The 15,356-nt window shown below is 70.5% G+C and carries 20 protein-coding genes; 6 read left to right on the forward strand and 14 right to left on the reverse strand.

Features of this window, described 5'->3' with window-relative positions; genetic code table 11:
• Position 1: 1 nt before the first annotated feature.
• Both MKK54_RS07550 and MKK54_RS07555 read right to left on the reverse strand, forming a co-directional pair.
• Positions 2–1,375 (reverse strand): PleD family two-component system response regulator, encoded by a 1,374-nt coding sequence (locus tag MKK54_RS07550; protein WP_244010178.1) that lies wholly within the window; start codon positions 1,373–1,375, stop codon positions 2–4.
• A 61-nt stretch (positions 1,376–1,436) separates the two neighbouring features.
• Positions 1,437–1,817 (reverse strand): response regulator, encoded by a 381-nt coding sequence (locus MKK54_RS07555; RefSeq protein ID WP_244010179.1) that lies wholly within the window; start codon positions 1,815–1,817, stop codon positions 1,437–1,439.
• A gap of 75 nt (positions 1,818–1,892) precedes the next feature.
• On the opposite strand from MKK54_RS07555, the gene MKK54_RS07560 reads away from it, so the two are divergent.
• Complete coding sequence (locus MKK54_RS07560; protein ID WP_244010180.1) at positions 1,893–2,195, forward strand: DUF3572 domain-containing protein; 303 nt, start codon at positions 1,893–1,895, stop codon at positions 2,193–2,195.
• Positions 2,196–2,303: 108 nt separating this feature from the next.
• On the forward strand, positions 2,304–2,711 hold the full coding sequence (locus tag MKK54_RS07565; protein ID WP_244010181.1) for a DoxX family protein: 408 nt from the start codon (positions 2,304–2,306) through the stop codon (positions 2,709–2,711).
• Between the two features lie 3 nt (positions 2,712–2,714).
• Here MKK54_RS07565 and MKK54_RS07570 read toward each other — a convergent pair whose 3' ends face one another.
• Together MKK54_RS07570 and MKK54_RS07575 are read right to left on the reverse strand one after the other, a co-directional pair.
• Positions 2,715–3,374 (reverse strand): class I SAM-dependent methyltransferase, encoded by a 660-nt coding sequence (locus MKK54_RS07570; protein WP_244010329.1) that lies wholly within the window; start codon positions 3,372–3,374, stop codon positions 2,715–2,717.
• A gap of 14 nt (positions 3,375–3,388) precedes the next feature.
• Positions 3,389–3,991 (reverse strand): hypothetical protein, encoded by a 603-nt coding sequence (locus MKK54_RS07575; RefSeq protein ID WP_244010182.1) that lies wholly within the window; start codon positions 3,989–3,991, stop codon positions 3,389–3,391.
• 92 nt (positions 3,992–4,083) lie between these two features.
• Here MKK54_RS07575 and MKK54_RS07580 point away from each other — a divergent pair, with 92 nt between their 5' ends.
• From MKK54_RS07580 to MKK54_RS07590, 3 genes are all read left to right on the forward strand, one after another.
• A complete protein-coding gene (locus tag MKK54_RS07580) occupies positions 4,084–5,349 on the forward strand; it encodes a DNA topoisomerase IB (RefSeq protein WP_244010183.1) in 1,266 nt (421 codons plus the stop codon).
• A gap of 168 nt (positions 5,350–5,517) precedes the next feature.
• Complete coding sequence (locus MKK54_RS07585) at positions 5,518–6,528, forward strand: SDR family oxidoreductase (RefSeq protein ID WP_244010184.1); 1,011 nt, start codon at positions 5,518–5,520, stop codon at positions 6,526–6,528.
• A 131-nt stretch (positions 6,529–6,659) separates the two neighbouring features.
• Positions 6,660–8,069: a cytochrome ubiquinol oxidase subunit I gene (locus tag MKK54_RS07590; RefSeq protein WP_244010185.1), complete on the forward strand. Its 1,410-nt coding sequence runs from the start codon at positions 6,660–6,662 to the stop codon at positions 8,067–8,069.
• Between the two features lie 38 nt (positions 8,070–8,107).
• On the opposite strand, the gene MKK54_RS07595 is transcribed toward MKK54_RS07590, so the two are convergent.
• The 9 genes from MKK54_RS07595 to crcB all read right to left on the reverse strand — a co-directional run bounded on the left by MKK54_RS07595 (position 8,108) and on the right by crcB (position 13,037).
• Entirely contained in the window at positions 8,108–8,809 is a 702-nt protein-coding gene (locus MKK54_RS07595) for a response regulator transcription factor (protein WP_244010186.1), read from the reverse strand.
• Positions 8,810–9,065: 256 nt separating this feature from the next.
• Positions 9,066–9,962, reverse strand: coding sequence for a diguanylate cyclase domain-containing protein (locus MKK54_RS07600; protein WP_244010187.1), 897 nt, complete (start codon positions 9,960–9,962; stop codon positions 9,066–9,068).
• Positions 9,963–10,093: 131 nt separating this feature from the next.
• Entirely contained in the window at positions 10,094–10,597 is a 504-nt protein-coding gene (locus tag MKK54_RS07605) for a hypothetical protein (protein ID WP_244010188.1), read from the reverse strand.
• Between the two features lie 205 nt (positions 10,598–10,802).
• On the reverse strand, positions 10,803–11,048 hold the full coding sequence (locus tag MKK54_RS07610; RefSeq protein ID WP_244010189.1) for a hypothetical protein: 246 nt from the start codon (positions 11,046–11,048) through the stop codon (positions 10,803–10,805).
• A 165-nt stretch (positions 11,049–11,213) separates the two neighbouring features.
• Complete coding sequence (locus tag MKK54_RS07615; protein WP_244010190.1) at positions 11,214–11,372, reverse strand: hypothetical protein; 159 nt, start codon at positions 11,370–11,372, stop codon at positions 11,214–11,216.
• 99 nt (positions 11,373–11,471) lie between these two features.
• The gene (locus MKK54_RS07620) at positions 11,472–11,822 is read right to left on the reverse strand and encodes a hypothetical protein (RefSeq protein WP_409564142.1); all 351 of its coding nucleotides are present in this window, start codon (positions 11,820–11,822) and stop codon (positions 11,472–11,474) included.
• Entirely contained in the window at positions 11,819–12,001 is a 183-nt protein-coding gene (locus MKK54_RS07625) for a hypothetical protein (protein WP_244010191.1), read from the reverse strand. The genes MKK54_RS07620 and MKK54_RS07625 overlap by 4 nt, the downstream gene beginning before the upstream one ends.
• A 216-nt stretch (positions 12,002–12,217) precedes the next feature.
• Positions 12,218–12,655, reverse strand: a complete 438-nt coding sequence (locus tag MKK54_RS07630; RefSeq protein ID WP_244010331.1) for an EamA family transporter — start codon at positions 12,653–12,655, stop codon at positions 12,218–12,220.
• A gap of 13 nt (positions 12,656–12,668) precedes the next feature.
• On the reverse strand, positions 12,669–13,037 hold the full coding sequence (gene crcB / locus MKK54_RS07635) for a fluoride efflux transporter CrcB (RefSeq protein ID WP_244010192.1): 369 nt from the start codon (positions 13,035–13,037) through the stop codon (positions 12,669–12,671).
• A gap of 476 nt (positions 13,038–13,513) precedes the next feature.
• Between crcB and MKK54_RS07640 the strand changes: the two genes are divergently transcribed.
• The gene (locus MKK54_RS07640) at positions 13,514–14,632 is read left to right on the forward strand and encodes a DUF2778 domain-containing protein (protein ID WP_244010193.1); all 1,119 of its coding nucleotides are present in this window, start codon (positions 13,514–13,516) and stop codon (positions 14,630–14,632) included.
• A gap of 283 nt (positions 14,633–14,915) precedes the next feature.
• Here the strand turns inward: MKK54_RS07640 and MKK54_RS07645 are convergent, their stop codons facing one another.
• The gene (locus MKK54_RS07645; RefSeq protein WP_244010332.1) at positions 14,916–15,173 is read right to left on the reverse strand and encodes a hypothetical protein; all 258 of its coding nucleotides are present in this window, start codon (positions 15,171–15,173) and stop codon (positions 14,916–14,918) included.
• Positions 15,174–15,356 lie beyond the last annotated feature (183 nt).

The raw sequence follows: 15,356 nt of genomic DNA on the forward strand, positions 1-15,356 counted from the left end.
CTCAGGCGGCGGCGGCCTCGACCCGGTTCCGGCCGGTGCTCTTGGCCCGGTAGAGCGCCACGTCGGCGCGCTTGAGCATGTCGGCCGGGCCCGCATCCTCCGCGCGGCGCCAGGCGACGCCGATGGAGACGGTGACCACCACGGTCCGGGTGTCGCGCTGGATCGCGAAGGGCACGGCCTCGATCCGCTCGCGGATGCGCTCGGCGATGGCGTGGGCGCCCTCGGCCTCGGCGTCGGGGAGGATGATGACGATCTCCTCGCCGCCGTAGCGGGCGACGATGTCGATGCCGCGCGTATGGGTGCGGATGCGCTCGGCGAAGGCCTTCAGCACCTCGTCGCCGGCCTCGTGCCCGTAGGTGTCGTTGATCGTCTTGAACCGGTCGATGTCGAGCATCAGGGCCGCCACCGGGCGGTTGCGCAGGGCGGCCTCGTCGAACAGGGCCGCGAGGTGGCCGTCGAGGTAGCGCCGGTTGTGCAGGCCCGTGAGGCCGTCGGTGACCGCCAGCTCCATCGAGGCCTGGACGGCGCCGCGCAGGGTGTCCGAGAAGCGGCGGCGGCGCACCTGCGTGCGCACCCGGGCCACCAGCTCGTTCCGGTCCACGGGCCGCATCAGGTAATCGTGCACGCCGAAATCGAGGCCCCGGATCACGCGGGCCCGGTCATGGGCCTCGGCGATCATCATCACCGGCATGGTCCGGGTGCGGTCGAGGGAGCGCAGCTGGCTGCACAGCCGCAGGCCGTCGAAGCCCTGGAGGTCGAGGCTGACGAGGGCGAGGTCGAACGCCCCCTCGGTGGCCAGGACCAGGGCCTTGTGCGGGTCGGGCTCGACCGTGAGGGCGTGGTGCTGGCCCAGGGCCGCCGCGAGGCGGTCCGCCGAGCCCGGCCGGTCCTCGACGAGGAGGATCGCGGCGTCGAGGCCGGTCTCGGCGGCCGCGAGCGCCAGGGGATCGCCCATCCCGAAACCCCGCGAGGCCAGGGCGCGGGAGCGCAGCTCGTCCGTCACCGCCTTGAGGCGCACGAGGCTGCGCACGCGGGTGAACAGGGCCGTGTCGTCGATGGGCTTGGTGAGGAAGTCGTCGGCGCCCGCATCGAGGCCGCGCAGGCGGTCGGAGGGCTGGTCGAGGGCGGTGACCATCACCACCGGCAGGTGGGCGGTGTCCGGGTTGCTCTTCAGGCGGCGGCAGACCTCGAAGCCGTCCATGCCCGGCATCATCACGTCGAGGAGGACGAGGTCGCACAGGCCCTTCTCGCAGATCGCCAGGGCATCGGGCCCGTTCATGGCGGCGAGCACGTCGAAGTATTCCAGGGAGAGCTTGGTCTCCAGGAGCTTCACGTTCGGGAAGAGGTCATCGACGATCAGGATGCGGGCCGACATCGTTCCTCGCGCAGGGTCGTGTTCAGAAGCGTCGGGTGACGGGGTGTGCGAGGGTCGATGCTCAGGCGGGTCGGCTGTCGCCGAGGTACTGGCGCACGGTGGCGAGGAACTTCGCCACCGAGATGGGCTTGGACAGGTAGGCCTCGCAGCCGCCCTCGCGGATGCGCTCCTCGTCGCCCTTCATGGCGAAGGCCGTGATGGCGATGACCGGGATGCCCTTCAGGTCGTCGTCCTCCTTGAGCCACTTCGTGACCTCGAGGCCGGAGACCTCGGGAAGCTGGATGTCCATCAGGATCAGGTCGGGCCGGTGGGTGCGGGCGAGCTCGATCGCCTCGATGCCGTTGGCCGTCTTCAACGTGGCGTAGCCATGCCCCTCCAACAGGTCGTTGAAGAGCTTCATATTGAGTTCGTTGTCCTCAACGATGAGCACGGTCTTCTTCATGGCCCGTTGTTCCCGGTGCGTGGACGGCCCAATGTCGTTCGACGCATGCCCCGCGACAGGAGATTTAGCGGATACATGTTGACGAAAGGCAAACCCAATCGTGGAGACGACTCGCCCGAGGGCCTCGCCCTGGCGGCACTCGCCTGGATGGCCACGGACGACGAGCGCCTGTTCCCCTTCCTGAACGCCACCGGCGTGACTCCCGACACCCTGCGGGCCAGCGCCCAGGATCCCGGGTTCCTGGCCGGCATCCTGGATCACGTCATGGGCGACGAGGCGACGCTGCTGGCCTGCGCCGAGGCCCTCGACGTGAAGCCGGAGCGCATCGCGGCGGCCTGGCGCAAGCTCGGCCCGCCCGAATTCGACGACGGGATGTGAGGGGCCGACCCCTCCATCCCTTCCGTTCCACCCGCGCGCCGCGCCCGGCGCGGCGCGGTATGGCTCGGCCTTCGGGGCCGCGCCCCATCCCTCGGAGACCCGTTTCGCATGACTCTCGCCGCCCTCACGACCACCTGGGCCCCGCGCCTGCTCAGCATCCTGCGGATCATGGCCGGGCTGCTGTTCCTGGAGCACGGGACGCAGAAGCTGTTCGACTTCCCCGCCCGCATGGGCGGCGGGGGCGCGCCCGATCTCCTGACCCTGCCGGGGATCGCCGGGTGCCTCGAACTGGTGGGCGGCACGCTGATCGTCCTCGGCCTGTTCACCCGCCCCGCGGCCTTCCTGCTCTCGGGCCAGATGGCGTTCGCGTACTTCATCGCCCACCATCCCAAGAGCCCGTTCCCGGCGCTCAACGGCGGCGACGCCGCGATCCTGTTCTGCTTCCTCTTCCTCTACCTCGCCGCCGCCGGAGCCGGCCCGTGGAGCCTCGACGCGCAGCGCCGCGGCCGGATCTGAGGCTCACCCCCTGAAGCGCCAGACGCTGCTGCGCTTGATCTCCGCATCCTCCAGCGAGCGGCTCACCGGCACGGTGTAGGTGGCGCATTCGGTCAGGCGGTCGCGGGGCAGGTAGGACCGGCCGGGATCGCCGACCAGCACCGTGGCGCCGCGCGCGTGCAGGCCCGAGAGCCACGCGGTGACGCGGGCGGCGAGGTCGCGCTCGTAGAAGATGTCGGCGGCGAGCACCACGGCGCTGCCGGGATCGGAGTCGATGAGGTCGCGCGAGACCGCCGCGATCCGGTCGGCGACGCCGTTGGCCGCCGCGTTGAGGCCGATCGCCGGGATGGCGAAGGGGTCGAGGTCGCTCGCCGTGACGTGGACCGCCCCCGCCTTCGCCGCCGCGATGGCGACGAGGCCGGAGCCGGAGGCGAAGTCGAGCACCCGGTGCCCCGCCACGATCTCGGAATGGTCGAGGACGTAGCGGGCGAGCGCCTGCCCGCCGGCCCAGGCGAAGGCCCAGAACGGCGGCGGCAGGCCGATCGCCTCAAGCTCCTCCTCGGTCTTCTGCCAGAGCTCGGTGGCCTCGTCGGCCACGTGCAGGACGATCTCGGGCGCGTGCGGCACCGGGCGCAGGCGGGTGTTGGCCCGGATGAAGGCGAGGGGATCGACCGACGCGGTCATGGGCGGAAAGACCGTCATGCGCGGAAAAGCTCGGCGTAGAGCGTCCCGGCGGCGGCCCCGAGCCCGTCCGGGCCCACGAGCGTCAATCCCGTGTCGGCGGGATCGAGATCCAGCGCCGCCGCGTCGGCCGGGCTCTGGCACAGGAAGCGCGTCCTGCGGGTGGCAAGCGGTCCGCGGATCGCGTGACGCAGCGCGAGGCGCGACAGGCGCCCGGCGGAATCGTTACGCGCCGCGAGGGCCGCGAGGTCGTCGGGCTGGTAGATCCGCGCCCCGACCCCCGACATCGCGGCGGCGGTGCCCCCGACCACGATGGCGCGCAGGCCGAGGCAATGGATGAGGCCGGCCTCCAGCGCCTTGAGGATGCCGGCGAGCTGGCCCGCCTCGTAGCCCGCCGCCATCGGGTTGAGGCGCGCGGTTCCGAGCGCGAACGGCACCACCCGGGCGCCCGCCGCCTCGATGACGGCGCGGTGCGCCGTGACCCGCGTCACCACGCTGGCCGAGAGCCCGCGCTCCAGGGCCGCCGCGACCAGGGGCAGGAAGCGCGCGGCGAAGGCCGCGCCATCGGGGCACAGGAGGACGAGGTGCCGGGGCAGGGCGCCGGAAGCGGAGGTATCCATCGGACGGGATGTAGCATGCTGGCGCCCGGAACAGGGCATGCGGCGGACCCGTTGACGGCGAACCGGAATCGGCGGGCGAGGGATCGGGCGGCATGGCGGGCGAGCGCGACGAAGAGGGCACGGTCGCCGATCCGCGCGACGCGGCCGAGGAGGCGGGCCTGCGCTACGTCGAGGACACGATGCCGGGGCTGATGCGGGCCAAGCGCGGCACCGGCTTCGCCTATCGCGACGCCCGGGGCCGGCCGGTGCGGGAGGAGACGACCCTGGCGCGCATCCGCTCGCTCGCCATCCCGCCGGCCTATACCGACGTGTGGATCTGCCCGCGCGCGAACGGCCACATCCAGGCGACGGGGCGCGACGCCAAGGGGCGCAAGCAGTACCGCTATCACCCGGATTTCCGCGCCGCCCGCGACCTCACCAAGTTCGAGCACGTGATGGCCTTCGCCGACGCGCTCCCCGCCATCCGCGCCCGGGTCGACGCCGACATGGGCAAGGCCGGCCTGCCCCGCGAAAAGGTGCTGGCCACCGTGGTCCATCTCCTGGAGACCACGCTGATCCGGGTCGGGAACGACGATTACGCCCGCACCAACAAGAGTTTCGGCCTCACGACGCTGCGCGACCGGCACGCCCGGATCGAGGGTTCGGAACTCACCTTCCGGTTCAAGGGCAAGAGCGGCAAGACCTGGGACCTCGGCCTCAAGGACCGGCGCGTCGCCCGGATCGTCAAGGCCTGCCAGGACCTGCCGGGCCAGGAGCTGTTCCAGTATCGCGACGCCGAGGGGGCCGTGCGCGACGTGACCTCGGCGGACGTGAACGCCTACCTGCGCGAGATCACCGGCCAGGACATCACCGCCAAGGATTTCCGGACCTGGGCCGGGACGGTGCTGGCGGCTCTGGCGCTCCAGGAATTCGAGGCTTTCGACAGCGAGGCCAAGGCCAAGAAGAACCTGCGCACCGCCATCGAGGGCGTCGCCGCGCGTCTCGGCAACACGCCGACCATCTGCCGTAAATGCTACATCCACCCCCAGGTGCTCGACTGCTACCTCGAGGGCGCCCTGCTGCTTCAGATCAAGGACGCGGTGGAGGACGAGCTGCGCGAGGACCTCGAGGGCCTGAGGCCCGAGGAGGCCGCCGTGCTGGGCCTGCTCCAGGCGCGGCTGGCCGAGGTGAAGGACGGCCGGGGCCGCGACCTTTCGGCCGACGCGAAACGCTCCGCCAAGCGGAAGGCGACGCGCCAGCGGCCCGCGCGGGCGGGCACGTCCGGGGCCGCGAAGGCTCGGGGGGCCACCGCCAAGGCGGCGCCGTCGCGGAAGGCCAGGGCGAAAAAGCCGGTGGCGGAGGAAGGCCGCGCGGGCTGAGCGAAGCCCAAATCCACCATCCCGAGGAGATCACCCGGATTTGGCCCGAGGCGCGGCCTGCCGCGAAGGGGCCGGCCCCGTGTCGTTTGGGCACGCGGGCCGCCGGGCAACAGCTGCGCCGGTGAGCCGTTGCCGCAGGCTGTCGCCCGGTCAAGGAATACCAGAATCATGCTCAAGGTCGCGGTCGTCACCGGCGGAACCGCCGGAATCGGGCTCGCCACCGCCCATCTCTTCGCCCGACGGGGGTGGGCCGTGGCGGTGATCGCCCGCGATGCCGAGCGCCTGCGCGACGCCGAGGCGGATCTCATCGCCTACGGCCGTCCCGTCCTGGGGATCTCGGCCGACGTCACGGACGCGGAGGCGGTCGATGCCGCCGCCGCGCGGATCGAGCGGGAGCTCGGGCCGATCCGGGCCTGGGTCAACAACGCCATGGCGACCATCGTGAACCCCGCCGACCGGATCACGCCCGAGGAGTACCGGCGCGTCACCGAGACGACCTATCTCAGCCAAGTCTACGGCACGCTGGCAGCCCTGCGCCACATGAAGCCGCGCAACCGCGGCGCCATCATCCAGGTCTCGTCGGGCCTCGGCATCCGCGCGGCCCCGCTCCAGGCGCCCTATTGCGCGGCGAAGTTCGCGGTCTCGGGCTTCACCGACGCCCTGCGCTCGGAGTTGATCCACGATCACGTGGACGTGTCCCTCAGCGTGGTCTACCTGCCGGCCGTCAACACCCCGCAATTCGACTGGGCCCGCAACCGCACCGGCCACGGGCAGTACGCCCCCGATCCGGTCTACGATCCGCGCCTCTGCGCAGAGGCCATCGTCGCCACGGCCGTAAAACCGAGCCGCGAGGTCTGGGTCGGCCACAGCACGGTGATGATGGCCGCCGCCCAGGCGCTGATGCCGGGCTACGCCGACGCGAAGGCCGCCACGATGTGGTCGGCCCAGGTCACCGACGAGGCCGCCCCCGACAAAGCCGGCAACCTGTTCGCGCCGATCCCCGGCGCTGTCGGCATCGACGGGCGCTTCTCGGACCGGACCAAGGCCACGCGCAGCGCCTACTGGACGAGCCGCGACCGCGACCTCCTGGTCGCGGGGCTGACGGGCGTGGTGGCCCTCGGCCTGTTCGGGGTCGCCACCCTGGCCCGCGCCCCGCGCCGCCTGCTGCCACGGCGCTGATTCACCGACCGGCGAAACGACGGTGCGCCCCCGTCAGCCCGCGCGAACCGGATGTCGCTCCGGTCGCTTCACGCTATAGCTGTTCCAGGGTTTCCTGACTCGGGGACGCCCGATTCGCACGAGGGTTCGCCATGGACGTCGACGCGCTGTTCCTCTCGCGCATCCAGTTCGGCTTCACCATGGCCTTCCACATCATCTTCCCGGCCTTCACCATCGGGCTGGCGAGCTTCCTCGCGCGGCTGGAGGCACAGTGGCTCTGGACGGGCAACCCGATGTACCGGAACCTCTACCGGTTCTGGGTCAAGGTGTTCGCGGTCTCGTTCGGCCTCGGCGTCGTGTCCGGCATCGTGATGAGCTACCAGCTCGGCACCAACTGGTCGCGCTACTCCGACTTCACCGGCAACGTGCTCGGGCCGCTGATCCAGTACGAGGTCATCACGGCCTTCTTCCTGGAGGCGGGCTTCCTCGGGATCATGCTGTTCGGCTGGGAGCGGGTCGGCGACCGGCTGCACTTCGTCTCGACCTGCATGGTCGCGATCGGCACCCTGATCTCGGCCTTCTGGATCCTGTCCGCCAATTCCTGGATGCAGACACCGGACGGCTTCACGGTCGAGAACGGGCGGGCCATCGCCACCGACTGGTGGAAGGTGATCTTCAACCCGTCCTTCCCGATCCGCTACGCCCACATGGTGCTGGGCTGCTTCCTCACCACGGCCTTCGCGGTGGCGGGCATGTCGGCCTGGATGATCCTGCGCGCCCGCAAGGAGCCGGCCGAGAAGGTGGCGGGCGCCCGGCTCTCGCTGTCCATGGCCCTGTGGTTCGCGGTGATCTTCACGCCGATCCAGATCTTCGTCGGGGACAGCCACGGCCTCGCCGTGCTCAAGCTGCAGCCGACCAAGCTCGCGGCGATCGAGGCCAACTGGGACCGGCAGGACAACATGCCCCTGCTGCTCTTCGCCATTCCCAACATGCAGGCGGAGAAGAACGATTTCGAGATCGGCATCCCGCGCCTGGGCAGCCTCATCCTCACCCATGACTTCTCGGGCGTCGTGCCGGGCCTGAAGGACGTGCCGCGCGACCAGCGGCCGCCGGTCTGGCCGGTGTTCTATGCCTTCCGCATCATGGTGGCGATCGGCATGGCGATGCTGGCCCTGAGCCTGTGGAGCCTCTACCTTCGCCGACGCGGCACGCTCTACACGAACCGCTGGTTCCTCAACGCGGCCATGCTGATGACGCCGTCCGGCTTCGGCGCCGTGCTGTTCGGCTGGTTCACCGCCGAAATCGGGCGCCAGCCCTACATCGTCTACGGGCAGCTTCGCACGGCGGACGCGCACTCACCCCTGACGGTCAACGCGGTGACGACCTCCCTCGTGGCCTTCCTGATCGCCTACGCCTTCATCTTCGGGTTCGGCAGCTACTACCTCGCCAAGCTGCTGCGCAAAGGTCCGGAGCCCCTCGAGGAGGCCATGCGCGACGGCGACGTGTCGCAGAAGCCCAAGCGTCCCCTCTCGGCGGTCAACGAGAGTCTCACGCCCGCCTGAGGCCGCCGGGGACGGACACGGTCCCTGCCCGGCCCGGCTCAGAGCCGGGCCAGCTGTTCCTTCTCCGAGACGCGGGGCACGCGGACGCGCAGGCTCGATTCCTGCCGGATCGTCTCGGCATCGACCACGGGCGCCAATCCGAGCTGGCGCGCCAGGGACACGAGGTCCTTGAGGCGGCCCGTCTGGGTCTTGCGCCGCAGGTTGAGCCGATGGGTCTCCACCGTGCGCACGCTGAGGTTCAGCCGTCGGGCCACCTCCTTGTTGCTGAAGCCCGCGCTGAGGAAGCGCAGGATCTCGGCCTCGCGCGGGGTCAGGCCGTCGATGACGGAGGCGCCCTCGCCCGCGGCCTCCTCCGAGGCGGAGGGCGGGGTCACGGGGCTCGCCGCGAGGGCCAGGATGGCGTGGCAGACGTCGCGCGGCGTGGCGCTGCGGGCCACGAAGGCATCGGCGCCGGCCTGGACCAGACGGCCCAGCAGGTCAGCCCGCAGGGACTCGAAGGCCACCAGGACGGTCAGGCCCGGCTGCCGGCCCTTGAGCATCGCGATCCGCGAGAGGATGGCCGCGCCCGGTTCCGAGCCGACGAAGACCAGGGCGACGCTGCGCGCCGGCGCGCCCTGTCCACGGGTCAGGTCCGCCTCGCTCACGGTCTGAAGGCGCGGCTCGTGCTCCAGCACCGCGCGGAAGGTCGTCTCGAGTTCGCGCGGCTCGTCGACGATCAGAACTCCGACGGCTTGGTTCATAACCCCTTGATCCCCTGCTTGTCCCGCAGTGATACACCGCGTGGTTCCCGGGGAGGATCAGATCAAGTTTCGTTCCAGGGCTCTATTCATCAAGACTCCGGCCGAATTCGCCAAGACTCGGGAAGGCGCCGCCTAGACGCATCCGATTTCGGCGAGACCTGTCACCCGACTTGTCGTCCGATTCGAAGACCGGTGTACCGCAACGGTACACCAGGGCCGATGCGGTGAATGCCGGCCCGGAACGCCACGGCCCGGCTCAGCCCGCGCGCGCCAGGACGAGGTCGGAGGCGGCGCTCACCACGCGGTTGCGGCCGGTGGTCTTGGCCTCGTAGAGGGCGATGTCGGCGCGCTTGAGCAGGCCCTCGACGGTGTCTCCATCGCTCCATTCGCTGACGCCGAAGCTGCAGGTCAGGCGGATGGGAACGCGGCCGCCGCGGATGCGCAGGGCCTCCATGGCGCGGCGGAGGCGGGTGGCCGTGGCCTCGGCCTCCGGCGCGGCGCGATGCGGCAGCACGATGCCGAACTCCTCGCCCCCGAGGCGACCGACAATGCCCTCGATGGCGAGTTCCCGGCAGACCGCCTGGATCGCGGCGTCGCCGACATCGTGGCCGTACTCGTCGTTGATGCGCTTGAAATGGTCGATGTCGAGAAGGATCGCCGACATCCGGCCGTGATTGCCGACGCGCTCGGCGGCGTCCCGGGACTTCTGGAGAAAGGCGCGGCGGTTGAGCAGTCCCGTCAGGGAGTCGGTCTCGGCGAGGCGGATCAGCTCGCCCTGCATCGTGGTGAGGCGCTCGGCGGCCCGCAGGCGGGCATGCAATTCCTCCGGGCCCGGCGGCTTCTCGATGAAATCGTCGGCGCCGCTGTCGAGGGCCTCGGCGAGGTTCCGGGCATTGCGCGCCGACGACATGGTGATGACGTAGAGTGGACGGTTGGCCTCGGCGAGCAGACGGGCCGACCAGCACAGTTCCAGGCCGCCGAGGGGCCGGACTTCGAGGCTGGTGATCAGCACCCGGACCGAGGACGTGGTCTCGACGTAGGCGAGCGCCTCGGACGAATCGGTGAACGCCGTCACCGTGTGACCGTTCGGTTCGAGCAGGGCCGCGATCATCTTGAGGACAACCCGGCTGGTGTCGACGAGAACGATATGCATGGCGCGGCCCGACCACCTTCATCTTGGTTCGGGCGATACTGACACAAACAGATTAAAGGGTTCTCAAGACATGACGGAACGCCGCGGAACTTGCGCTCCGTCGGAGCAGGACCCCGTCAGCGAAGGCCCCGTCAGCGCAGACGGGCCTGATGCTGCTGAACGCCGACCGTGATCACGCGGGCGGCGCCCGCCTGCTCCGCGCCGGCCGGCGCGGCGCGGGTTTCCGACACCGGGGACCAGCGCCCGTCGCGCGCGCGGGACAGGATGCGCGGACGCGCCGGCCTCGGCGCACGGGCGGCGGCGCGGGGGGCGTCGATGACGTAGACCGTGGGGGTGCCGACGGGTGCGCTGCGGATGCCCGCGACGGTCGGGACGCCGTAGGTGCCGTAGCCCCAGGCGCTCGGGACCAGCTCGGTCGGGCGGGGGACGCGGGTGAGGGGCGCGCCGATATAGTCGCCATGCAGCAACGGTCCGGCGTAGCTGTCCGCGTACCCATAGGGAACAGCACCATAGGGCGCGGCCTGGCCATAGCCGCCGACCTGCGCCTGGGCGCCCGTCACCCCGGCGAACCCGGCCGCGAGCCCCAGGCCCAGCAGGCCAAGCCTGCGAAACTGTGCTGTCAGGGACGAAACCATGCGCCGCCGAACTCCTGTCCTGGCCGATCCTGCATGAACCGCCTCAGGACACCGTCGTTCCAGAAATCGCGGCAATTGCCAGCGTCGAAGACTGCTTAGGGCGTCTCCGGTCGGAATGGGGGACGATCCGGAACCGTCAGGGAATCGAAAAACCCCGCCTCTCGACGGGGTTCGGCGGCGAAGACGGGGATGCGAGCGTTTCGCCTCAACGACAGGTCGTCACGCGGCGGACGATCCAGCCCTCGCCCTCGACCCAGAGGCGGCGGCGCGAACGGCTGCAATTGGCCGCGTCGTCCTCGGCCTCGGTGACGGCCGCCACGGGGGTGATCGCCGGGGCCTTACCCGGCTCCCGGTCGGGCAGGGACGGCGCGGCCGTGGCGCTCGCGAGGCCCGCACCGATCAGCAGGAGGGCGCCCGCGAGTGCGGATGCGGGCAGTCGGGTCGCTGTCATCGAAAAGGTCTCGCTCGCACATCCGTCACCGGACATGCTCTCAACGTGTCGGGATGGTGCAACGCCGAGCGTCGCAGCTTGGACAGTTAAGTCGCGAGGGGCGAGAAGGGTTGCAGTCTAAGGCGACCGCGACATCGGAAAACCGCGATCGGCGCGCGCCGACACTCAGGGCGCCGCCGTGACGCTGAGCATCGGCAAGGTCACGGCGACCTGCGTCACCGTCGGGTGCGGCGCCGCCCGGTCGGAGAGCATGAGGGCCCCGAGCCCGAGCACGAGGCTGAAGGCGAGCAGGGACGTCTCGATGCCGCGATAGAACCCGTCCATGCCACGCTCCCCGATGCGCCGATCCGAGGCTCGTCCCCGGCTCGCGCGACCGATGATCGGCCCGGGAGTGTGAGGGAATCGTAACCGACGGCACGCTTTTCAGGCGCGGCCCAGGGCCACCATCCGGGCGAGGTCGGGCTCGGGCGGCTGCAGCAGGGCGGCGGCGAGGTTGGCCTCCAGCACGATGAGGTCGCAATCCGGGTCCGGCTCCCAGCCGCAGCGGCAGCCGTTCGGGCCCTCATGTGCCTGCGCCACCTGCCGGTAGAGCGCGCCGACCACCCGGGCCGCCACCTCCAGCGCCGACATGGCCGGCAGCGGCGCCCGGTGCAGGCTCTGCCAGAAGGCCCGGCGCAGGGCCTCGTCGAGATGTCCCTCCGGGGATTGGATCTCGGCGCAGGCGGGGCCGGCCTGCGGCGCGGCGGCGCTCATCCGGTCGTCGCGCCCGCTCATGCCCGCTCTCCCAGGCGCTCGCGCCAATGGGCCGGGACCAGGGACGGCTCCGCCTCGGGCACGCCCGCCAGCGCATCGATGAAGTCCGTGAGGCGGTGCAGGCGAAGGTCGAGGGAGGACCCATCCCACCAGGCGATCCGTGCGCAGCCGCGCAGCCAATCCAGCGTGCGTTCCATCATTCCGCTCTCTCGATCCGTCGCTTGGCCCCGTCCGGAGAGTTTTTGAAAGCTTATCCTGCCGTTGGCAAGCAATTCTCAAAACATTGGAACAGATGTAATCTCGACGTTCAGCGATGATCGACAGTTCTGGATTTGGAAGAATTCCAGCCTCGCGGGAAAACATCAGGTCCGCGACCGGGTTATCACTGCCGCTCGGTCGGAGCAACGAGCCTCGCCTCAGGCGCGATAGGCCACCAGCACGGCCCCGGCCGCGATGAGGACGACGCCGATCCAGTTCGGAAGCGTCAGCGACTCGCCGAGCAGCCACGCGCCGAGAATCGCCACCAGGACCACGCTGAGCTTGTCGAGGGGCGCCACCCGCGCGGCGTCGCCGAGCGCCAGGGCCCGGAAGTAGCAGAGCCAGGAGGCTCCGGTCGCGAGCCCGGAGGCCACGAGGAACCCGACGCTGCGCCCCGAAAGCCCGGCGAGCCCCGCGGCCTGCCCGGAGGCGAACAGGATCGCGGCGGTGAGCGCGAGGATCACCACGGTGCGCACGAAGGTCGCCACGTCCGGATTCACGCCCGCGACCCCGACCTTGGCCAGGATCGCCGTGAGCGCGGCGAACCCGGCCGAGAGCAGCGCCCAGAAGCGCCAGGATTGCAGCAGGGCGGTCAGCATCGCGGGGCGCTCACAGCACCATCCGCATCAGCATCAGGCCGAGGAGCAGGCCGGCAAGGCCCAGCACCACCGAGCCCAGGATGTAGATGAGGGCGGCCCCCACCTCGCCGCGCTCCAAGAGAAGGATGCCCTCGAGGGCGTAGGACGAGAAGGTGGTGAAGCCGCCGAGAATGCCGGTGGCGAGGAACAGCCGCAGGTGCTGGCTGCCGCCCCGCATGGTGTACCACCCGGCGAGCACGCCCATCAGGATCGACCCGAGGATGTTGATGCCCATGGTGCCGTAGGGAAAGGCCGTGCCGTAGCGCAGGGCCAGGAGCCCGACCCCGTGCCGCGCCATGCCGCCGAGGCCGGCGCCGAGGAAGACGATGAGGAATCCCATCCCGCTTTGATCTCCCTGCGCCCCGATGCCGGGGCCCGCTTCCCCGCCAGGATAGGGGTAAAGTCCGTTCGATTCACCGCGCGGGGACCCTTTACCCCCGAGGTCCACAGGCAGGCGCCGCCGCGGGCCAAGCCGACACCCCCCTGGACCGAAGGCATGATATGCGCCGCCGGGACCTCGCCTCGGTGCCGGGCGGCACCTCCCCCGTGTCCTGCGCGACGCGCCGCCCCCGGGGCCCCTTTCGAGACCGCGCCGGAGCGCGGATCGGGGATTTTTCGGAGAACATCACGATTTCGCAGGAAGTCGCGCCGCGGTTTATCTGGGATTAACCAAACTGAGGCTGAATCGGCATCGTTAAGGTTGATGTTTTCCTAACGGGCATCTTTCGTCGACTGGCATTCCGCTTAACCTTTCCTTGAGGTTTGCGAGGCCGGGACGGCGCCCGTGCGGGAACCGCGTATCCGAGTATCGCCCGCATGAACCACGCTTTGTTCCCGTCCGGCCGCCGCACGCGCCGCACCTCCCGCCCCCACGGGCGGGTGCTGCTCCAGACCTCGGCCGTCGCGCTGCTCTGCGCGCTCTTCCCGCGCCTCACCGCGCATGACGGGTCCATCCCCGACGCCCAGGCCGTCTCGGCCACGGCACGCGCCGCCGCACCTGGCCCCCATGCCTGGATGCTCGATCCGAGACCGGTGCTCGGCGCGGGCGCGGAAAGTCTCCTGAAGGGTGCGCCGCGCACCGCCGCCCTGGTGCCGCCGACCCCGCCGAGCGCGATGGCCCTCGCCGTGCCGCGCGTGCCGGCGCGGATCGCCCAGGCCACGCCGGTGCGGACAGCCGAAGCCACGCAGATGCGGATCGCTCAAGCCGCGCCGCAGACGATTCCCCTGCCCGTGCCGCGTCCGGCCGGCCTCGTGGCGCGGGCGGAGTCGCCGCGCCTCGCCCTGCGGGCGGCCCCGGCCCTGCGCTCCCTGGCGGCGCGGCGCACGCAGACCGCGCGGGCGAACGACGCGGAGGCCGAGCGCTCGTTCTTCGACACGGTGTTCGGCGCGCGCGCCGAGCCCGAACCGGACGTCCCCGCCCCCCGGACGACCCTCGCCTACGCGGCGGTCGACCCCGGCCTCGATGCGGGTCCGCGCCGGGCGCTGGAGAGCAATCCGGGCGTGAGCGCGGGAACGGCCGTCTACGACATCACCGCACGCACGGTGACGCTACCGAGCGGAGAACGGCTCGAGGCCCATTCCGGTCTCGGCGAGAGCATGGACAACCCGCGCCACGTCCACCGCCGCATGCGCGGCTCGACGCCGCCCGGCACCTACGACCTCACCGAGCGCGAGGCCCTGTTCCACGGAGTCCGGGCGATCCGCCTCAACCCGGTGGGCGGCAGCGCCGCGATCCATGGCCGCGACGGCATCCTGGCGCACACCTACATGCTCGGCCCGAGCGGCGCCTCGAACGGCTGCGTCTCGTTCCGGGACTACAGCCGCTTTCTCCAGGCCTTTCTTCGCGGAGAGGTCCGTCGCCTCGTCGTGGTGGGCGGACGCGGCGATGCCGGCCCGACCTTCGCGGAGCGCCTGTTCGGCCGCGCGACGCGCTGAAACGAGAAACGGCGGGGCTCGATGCCCCGCCGTCCGAAGGTGTTGTGGTCGCCGTCGCGCGGGGCGCGCCGACAGATCCGATACCCGACCTCGATGCGCAGGCCCCATCGAGGTCTGCCCGCGCGGCGGCGGGCGTCCGCCGAACCGCGATGAGACCGAGCCTCACAGGTTGATGATCGCCTGCGCCGATCCGAGGATCGTGAAGATCATCCCGCCCGCGAAGGCGGCGATCATCGCGTAGGAAAAGCCCTTGAGCAGCATGGTGTCGGTCCCCTCCGTCCGATCAGCAGCGGGTCCCGCCCGAAGTCTGGCCGTACTGCATCACGGGCCGGCTCTGCTGGTTGGCATTGCCCTCCGAGGCGGAGCTCGGCGCGCAGAAGCGGTCGTTGCGGATCGGCTCACCGTAGATCGAGCCCGTGGTGTCGACATCGATGCGCGCCCTCGGGGCGTCATAGCGGTCCAGGCCATACGCCATGGCGGACGAGAGCGGGGCGGCGCCCAGCACGAGGGCGGCGGCAACGGCGGCGATACGGTTCTTGATCATGATGTTTGAGTTCCTTTTCCAGAACAGACCGAAATTCCGGTCCGTTTCTCTGTATGAACCCAATATAGGCGATCGATTTCATTCTGGACGTGTCGCGCCGCACCCGTCCACGCGGATTAAAGATTTTACTTCATCATATGAAAAAGCCGCGCGCTTGGGAGCGCGCGGCCATCTCTGGCA

It is taken from the genome of Methylobacterium sp. J-068 (assembly GCF_022829445.1).
GTDB lineage: Bacteria > Pseudomonadota > Alphaproteobacteria > Rhizobiales > Beijerinckiaceae > Methylobacterium.

What these genes read in the sequence shown, in the direction of transcription:
- MKK54_RS07550 (WP_244010178.1), bottom strand. Translation starts at nt 1,375, where the DNA reads ATGTCGGCCCGCATCCTGATCGTCGATGACCTCTTCCCGAACGTGAAG.
- MKK54_RS07555 (WP_244010179.1), bottom strand. Translation starts at nt 1,817, where the DNA reads ATGAAGAAGACCGTGCTCATCGTTGAGGACAACGAACTCAATATGAAG.
- MKK54_RS07560 (WP_244010180.1), top strand. Translation starts at nt 1,893, where the DNA reads ATGTTGACGAAAGGCAAACCCAATCGTGGAGACGACTCGCCCGAGGGC.
- MKK54_RS07565 (WP_244010181.1), top strand. Translation starts at nt 2,304, where the DNA reads ATGACTCTCGCCGCCCTCACGACCACCTGGGCCCCGCGCCTGCTCAGC.
- MKK54_RS07570 (WP_244010329.1), bottom strand. Translation starts at nt 3,374, where the DNA reads ATGACCGCGTCGGTCGATCCCCTCGCCTTCATCCGGGCCAACACCCGC.
- MKK54_RS07575 (WP_244010182.1), bottom strand. Translation starts at nt 3,991, where the DNA reads ATGGATACCTCCGCTTCCGGCGCCCTGCCCCGGCACCTCGTCCTCCTG.
- MKK54_RS07580 (WP_244010183.1), top strand. Translation starts at nt 4,084, where the DNA reads ATGGCGGGCGAGCGCGACGAAGAGGGCACGGTCGCCGATCCGCGCGAC.
- MKK54_RS07585 (WP_244010184.1), top strand. Translation starts at nt 5,518, where the DNA reads ATGCTCAAGGTCGCGGTCGTCACCGGCGGAACCGCCGGAATCGGGCTC.
- MKK54_RS07590 (WP_244010185.1), top strand. Translation starts at nt 6,660, where the DNA reads ATGGACGTCGACGCGCTGTTCCTCTCGCGCATCCAGTTCGGCTTCACC.
- MKK54_RS07595 (WP_244010186.1), bottom strand. Translation starts at nt 8,809, where the DNA reads ATGAACCAAGCCGTCGGAGTTCTGATCGTCGACGAGCCGCGCGAACTC.
- MKK54_RS07600 (WP_244010187.1), bottom strand. Translation starts at nt 9,962, where the DNA reads ATGCATATCGTTCTCGTCGACACCAGCCGGGTTGTCCTCAAGATGATC.
- MKK54_RS07605 (WP_244010188.1), bottom strand. Translation starts at nt 10,597, where the DNA reads ATGGTTTCGTCCCTGACAGCACAGTTTCGCAGGCTTGGCCTGCTGGGC.
- MKK54_RS07610 (WP_244010189.1), bottom strand. Translation starts at nt 11,048, where the DNA reads ATGACAGCGACCCGACTGCCCGCATCCGCACTCGCGGGCGCCCTCCTG.
- MKK54_RS07615 (WP_244010190.1), bottom strand. Translation starts at nt 11,372, where the DNA reads ATGGACGGGTTCTATCGCGGCATCGAGACGTCCCTGCTCGCCTTCAGC.
- MKK54_RS07620 (WP_409564142.1), bottom strand. Translation starts at nt 11,822, where the DNA reads ATGAGCGGGCGCGACGACCGGATGAGCGCCGCCGCGCCGCAGGCCGGC.
- MKK54_RS07625 (WP_244010191.1), bottom strand. Translation starts at nt 12,001, where the DNA reads ATGATGGAACGCACGCTGGATTGGCTGCGCGGCTGCGCACGGATCGCC.
- crcB (WP_244010192.1), bottom strand. Translation starts at nt 13,037, where the DNA reads ATGGGATTCCTCATCGTCTTCCTCGGCGCCGGCCTCGGCGGCATGGCG.
- MKK54_RS07640 (WP_244010193.1), top strand. Translation starts at nt 13,514, where the DNA reads ATGAACCACGCTTTGTTCCCGTCCGGCCGCCGCACGCGCCGCACCTCC.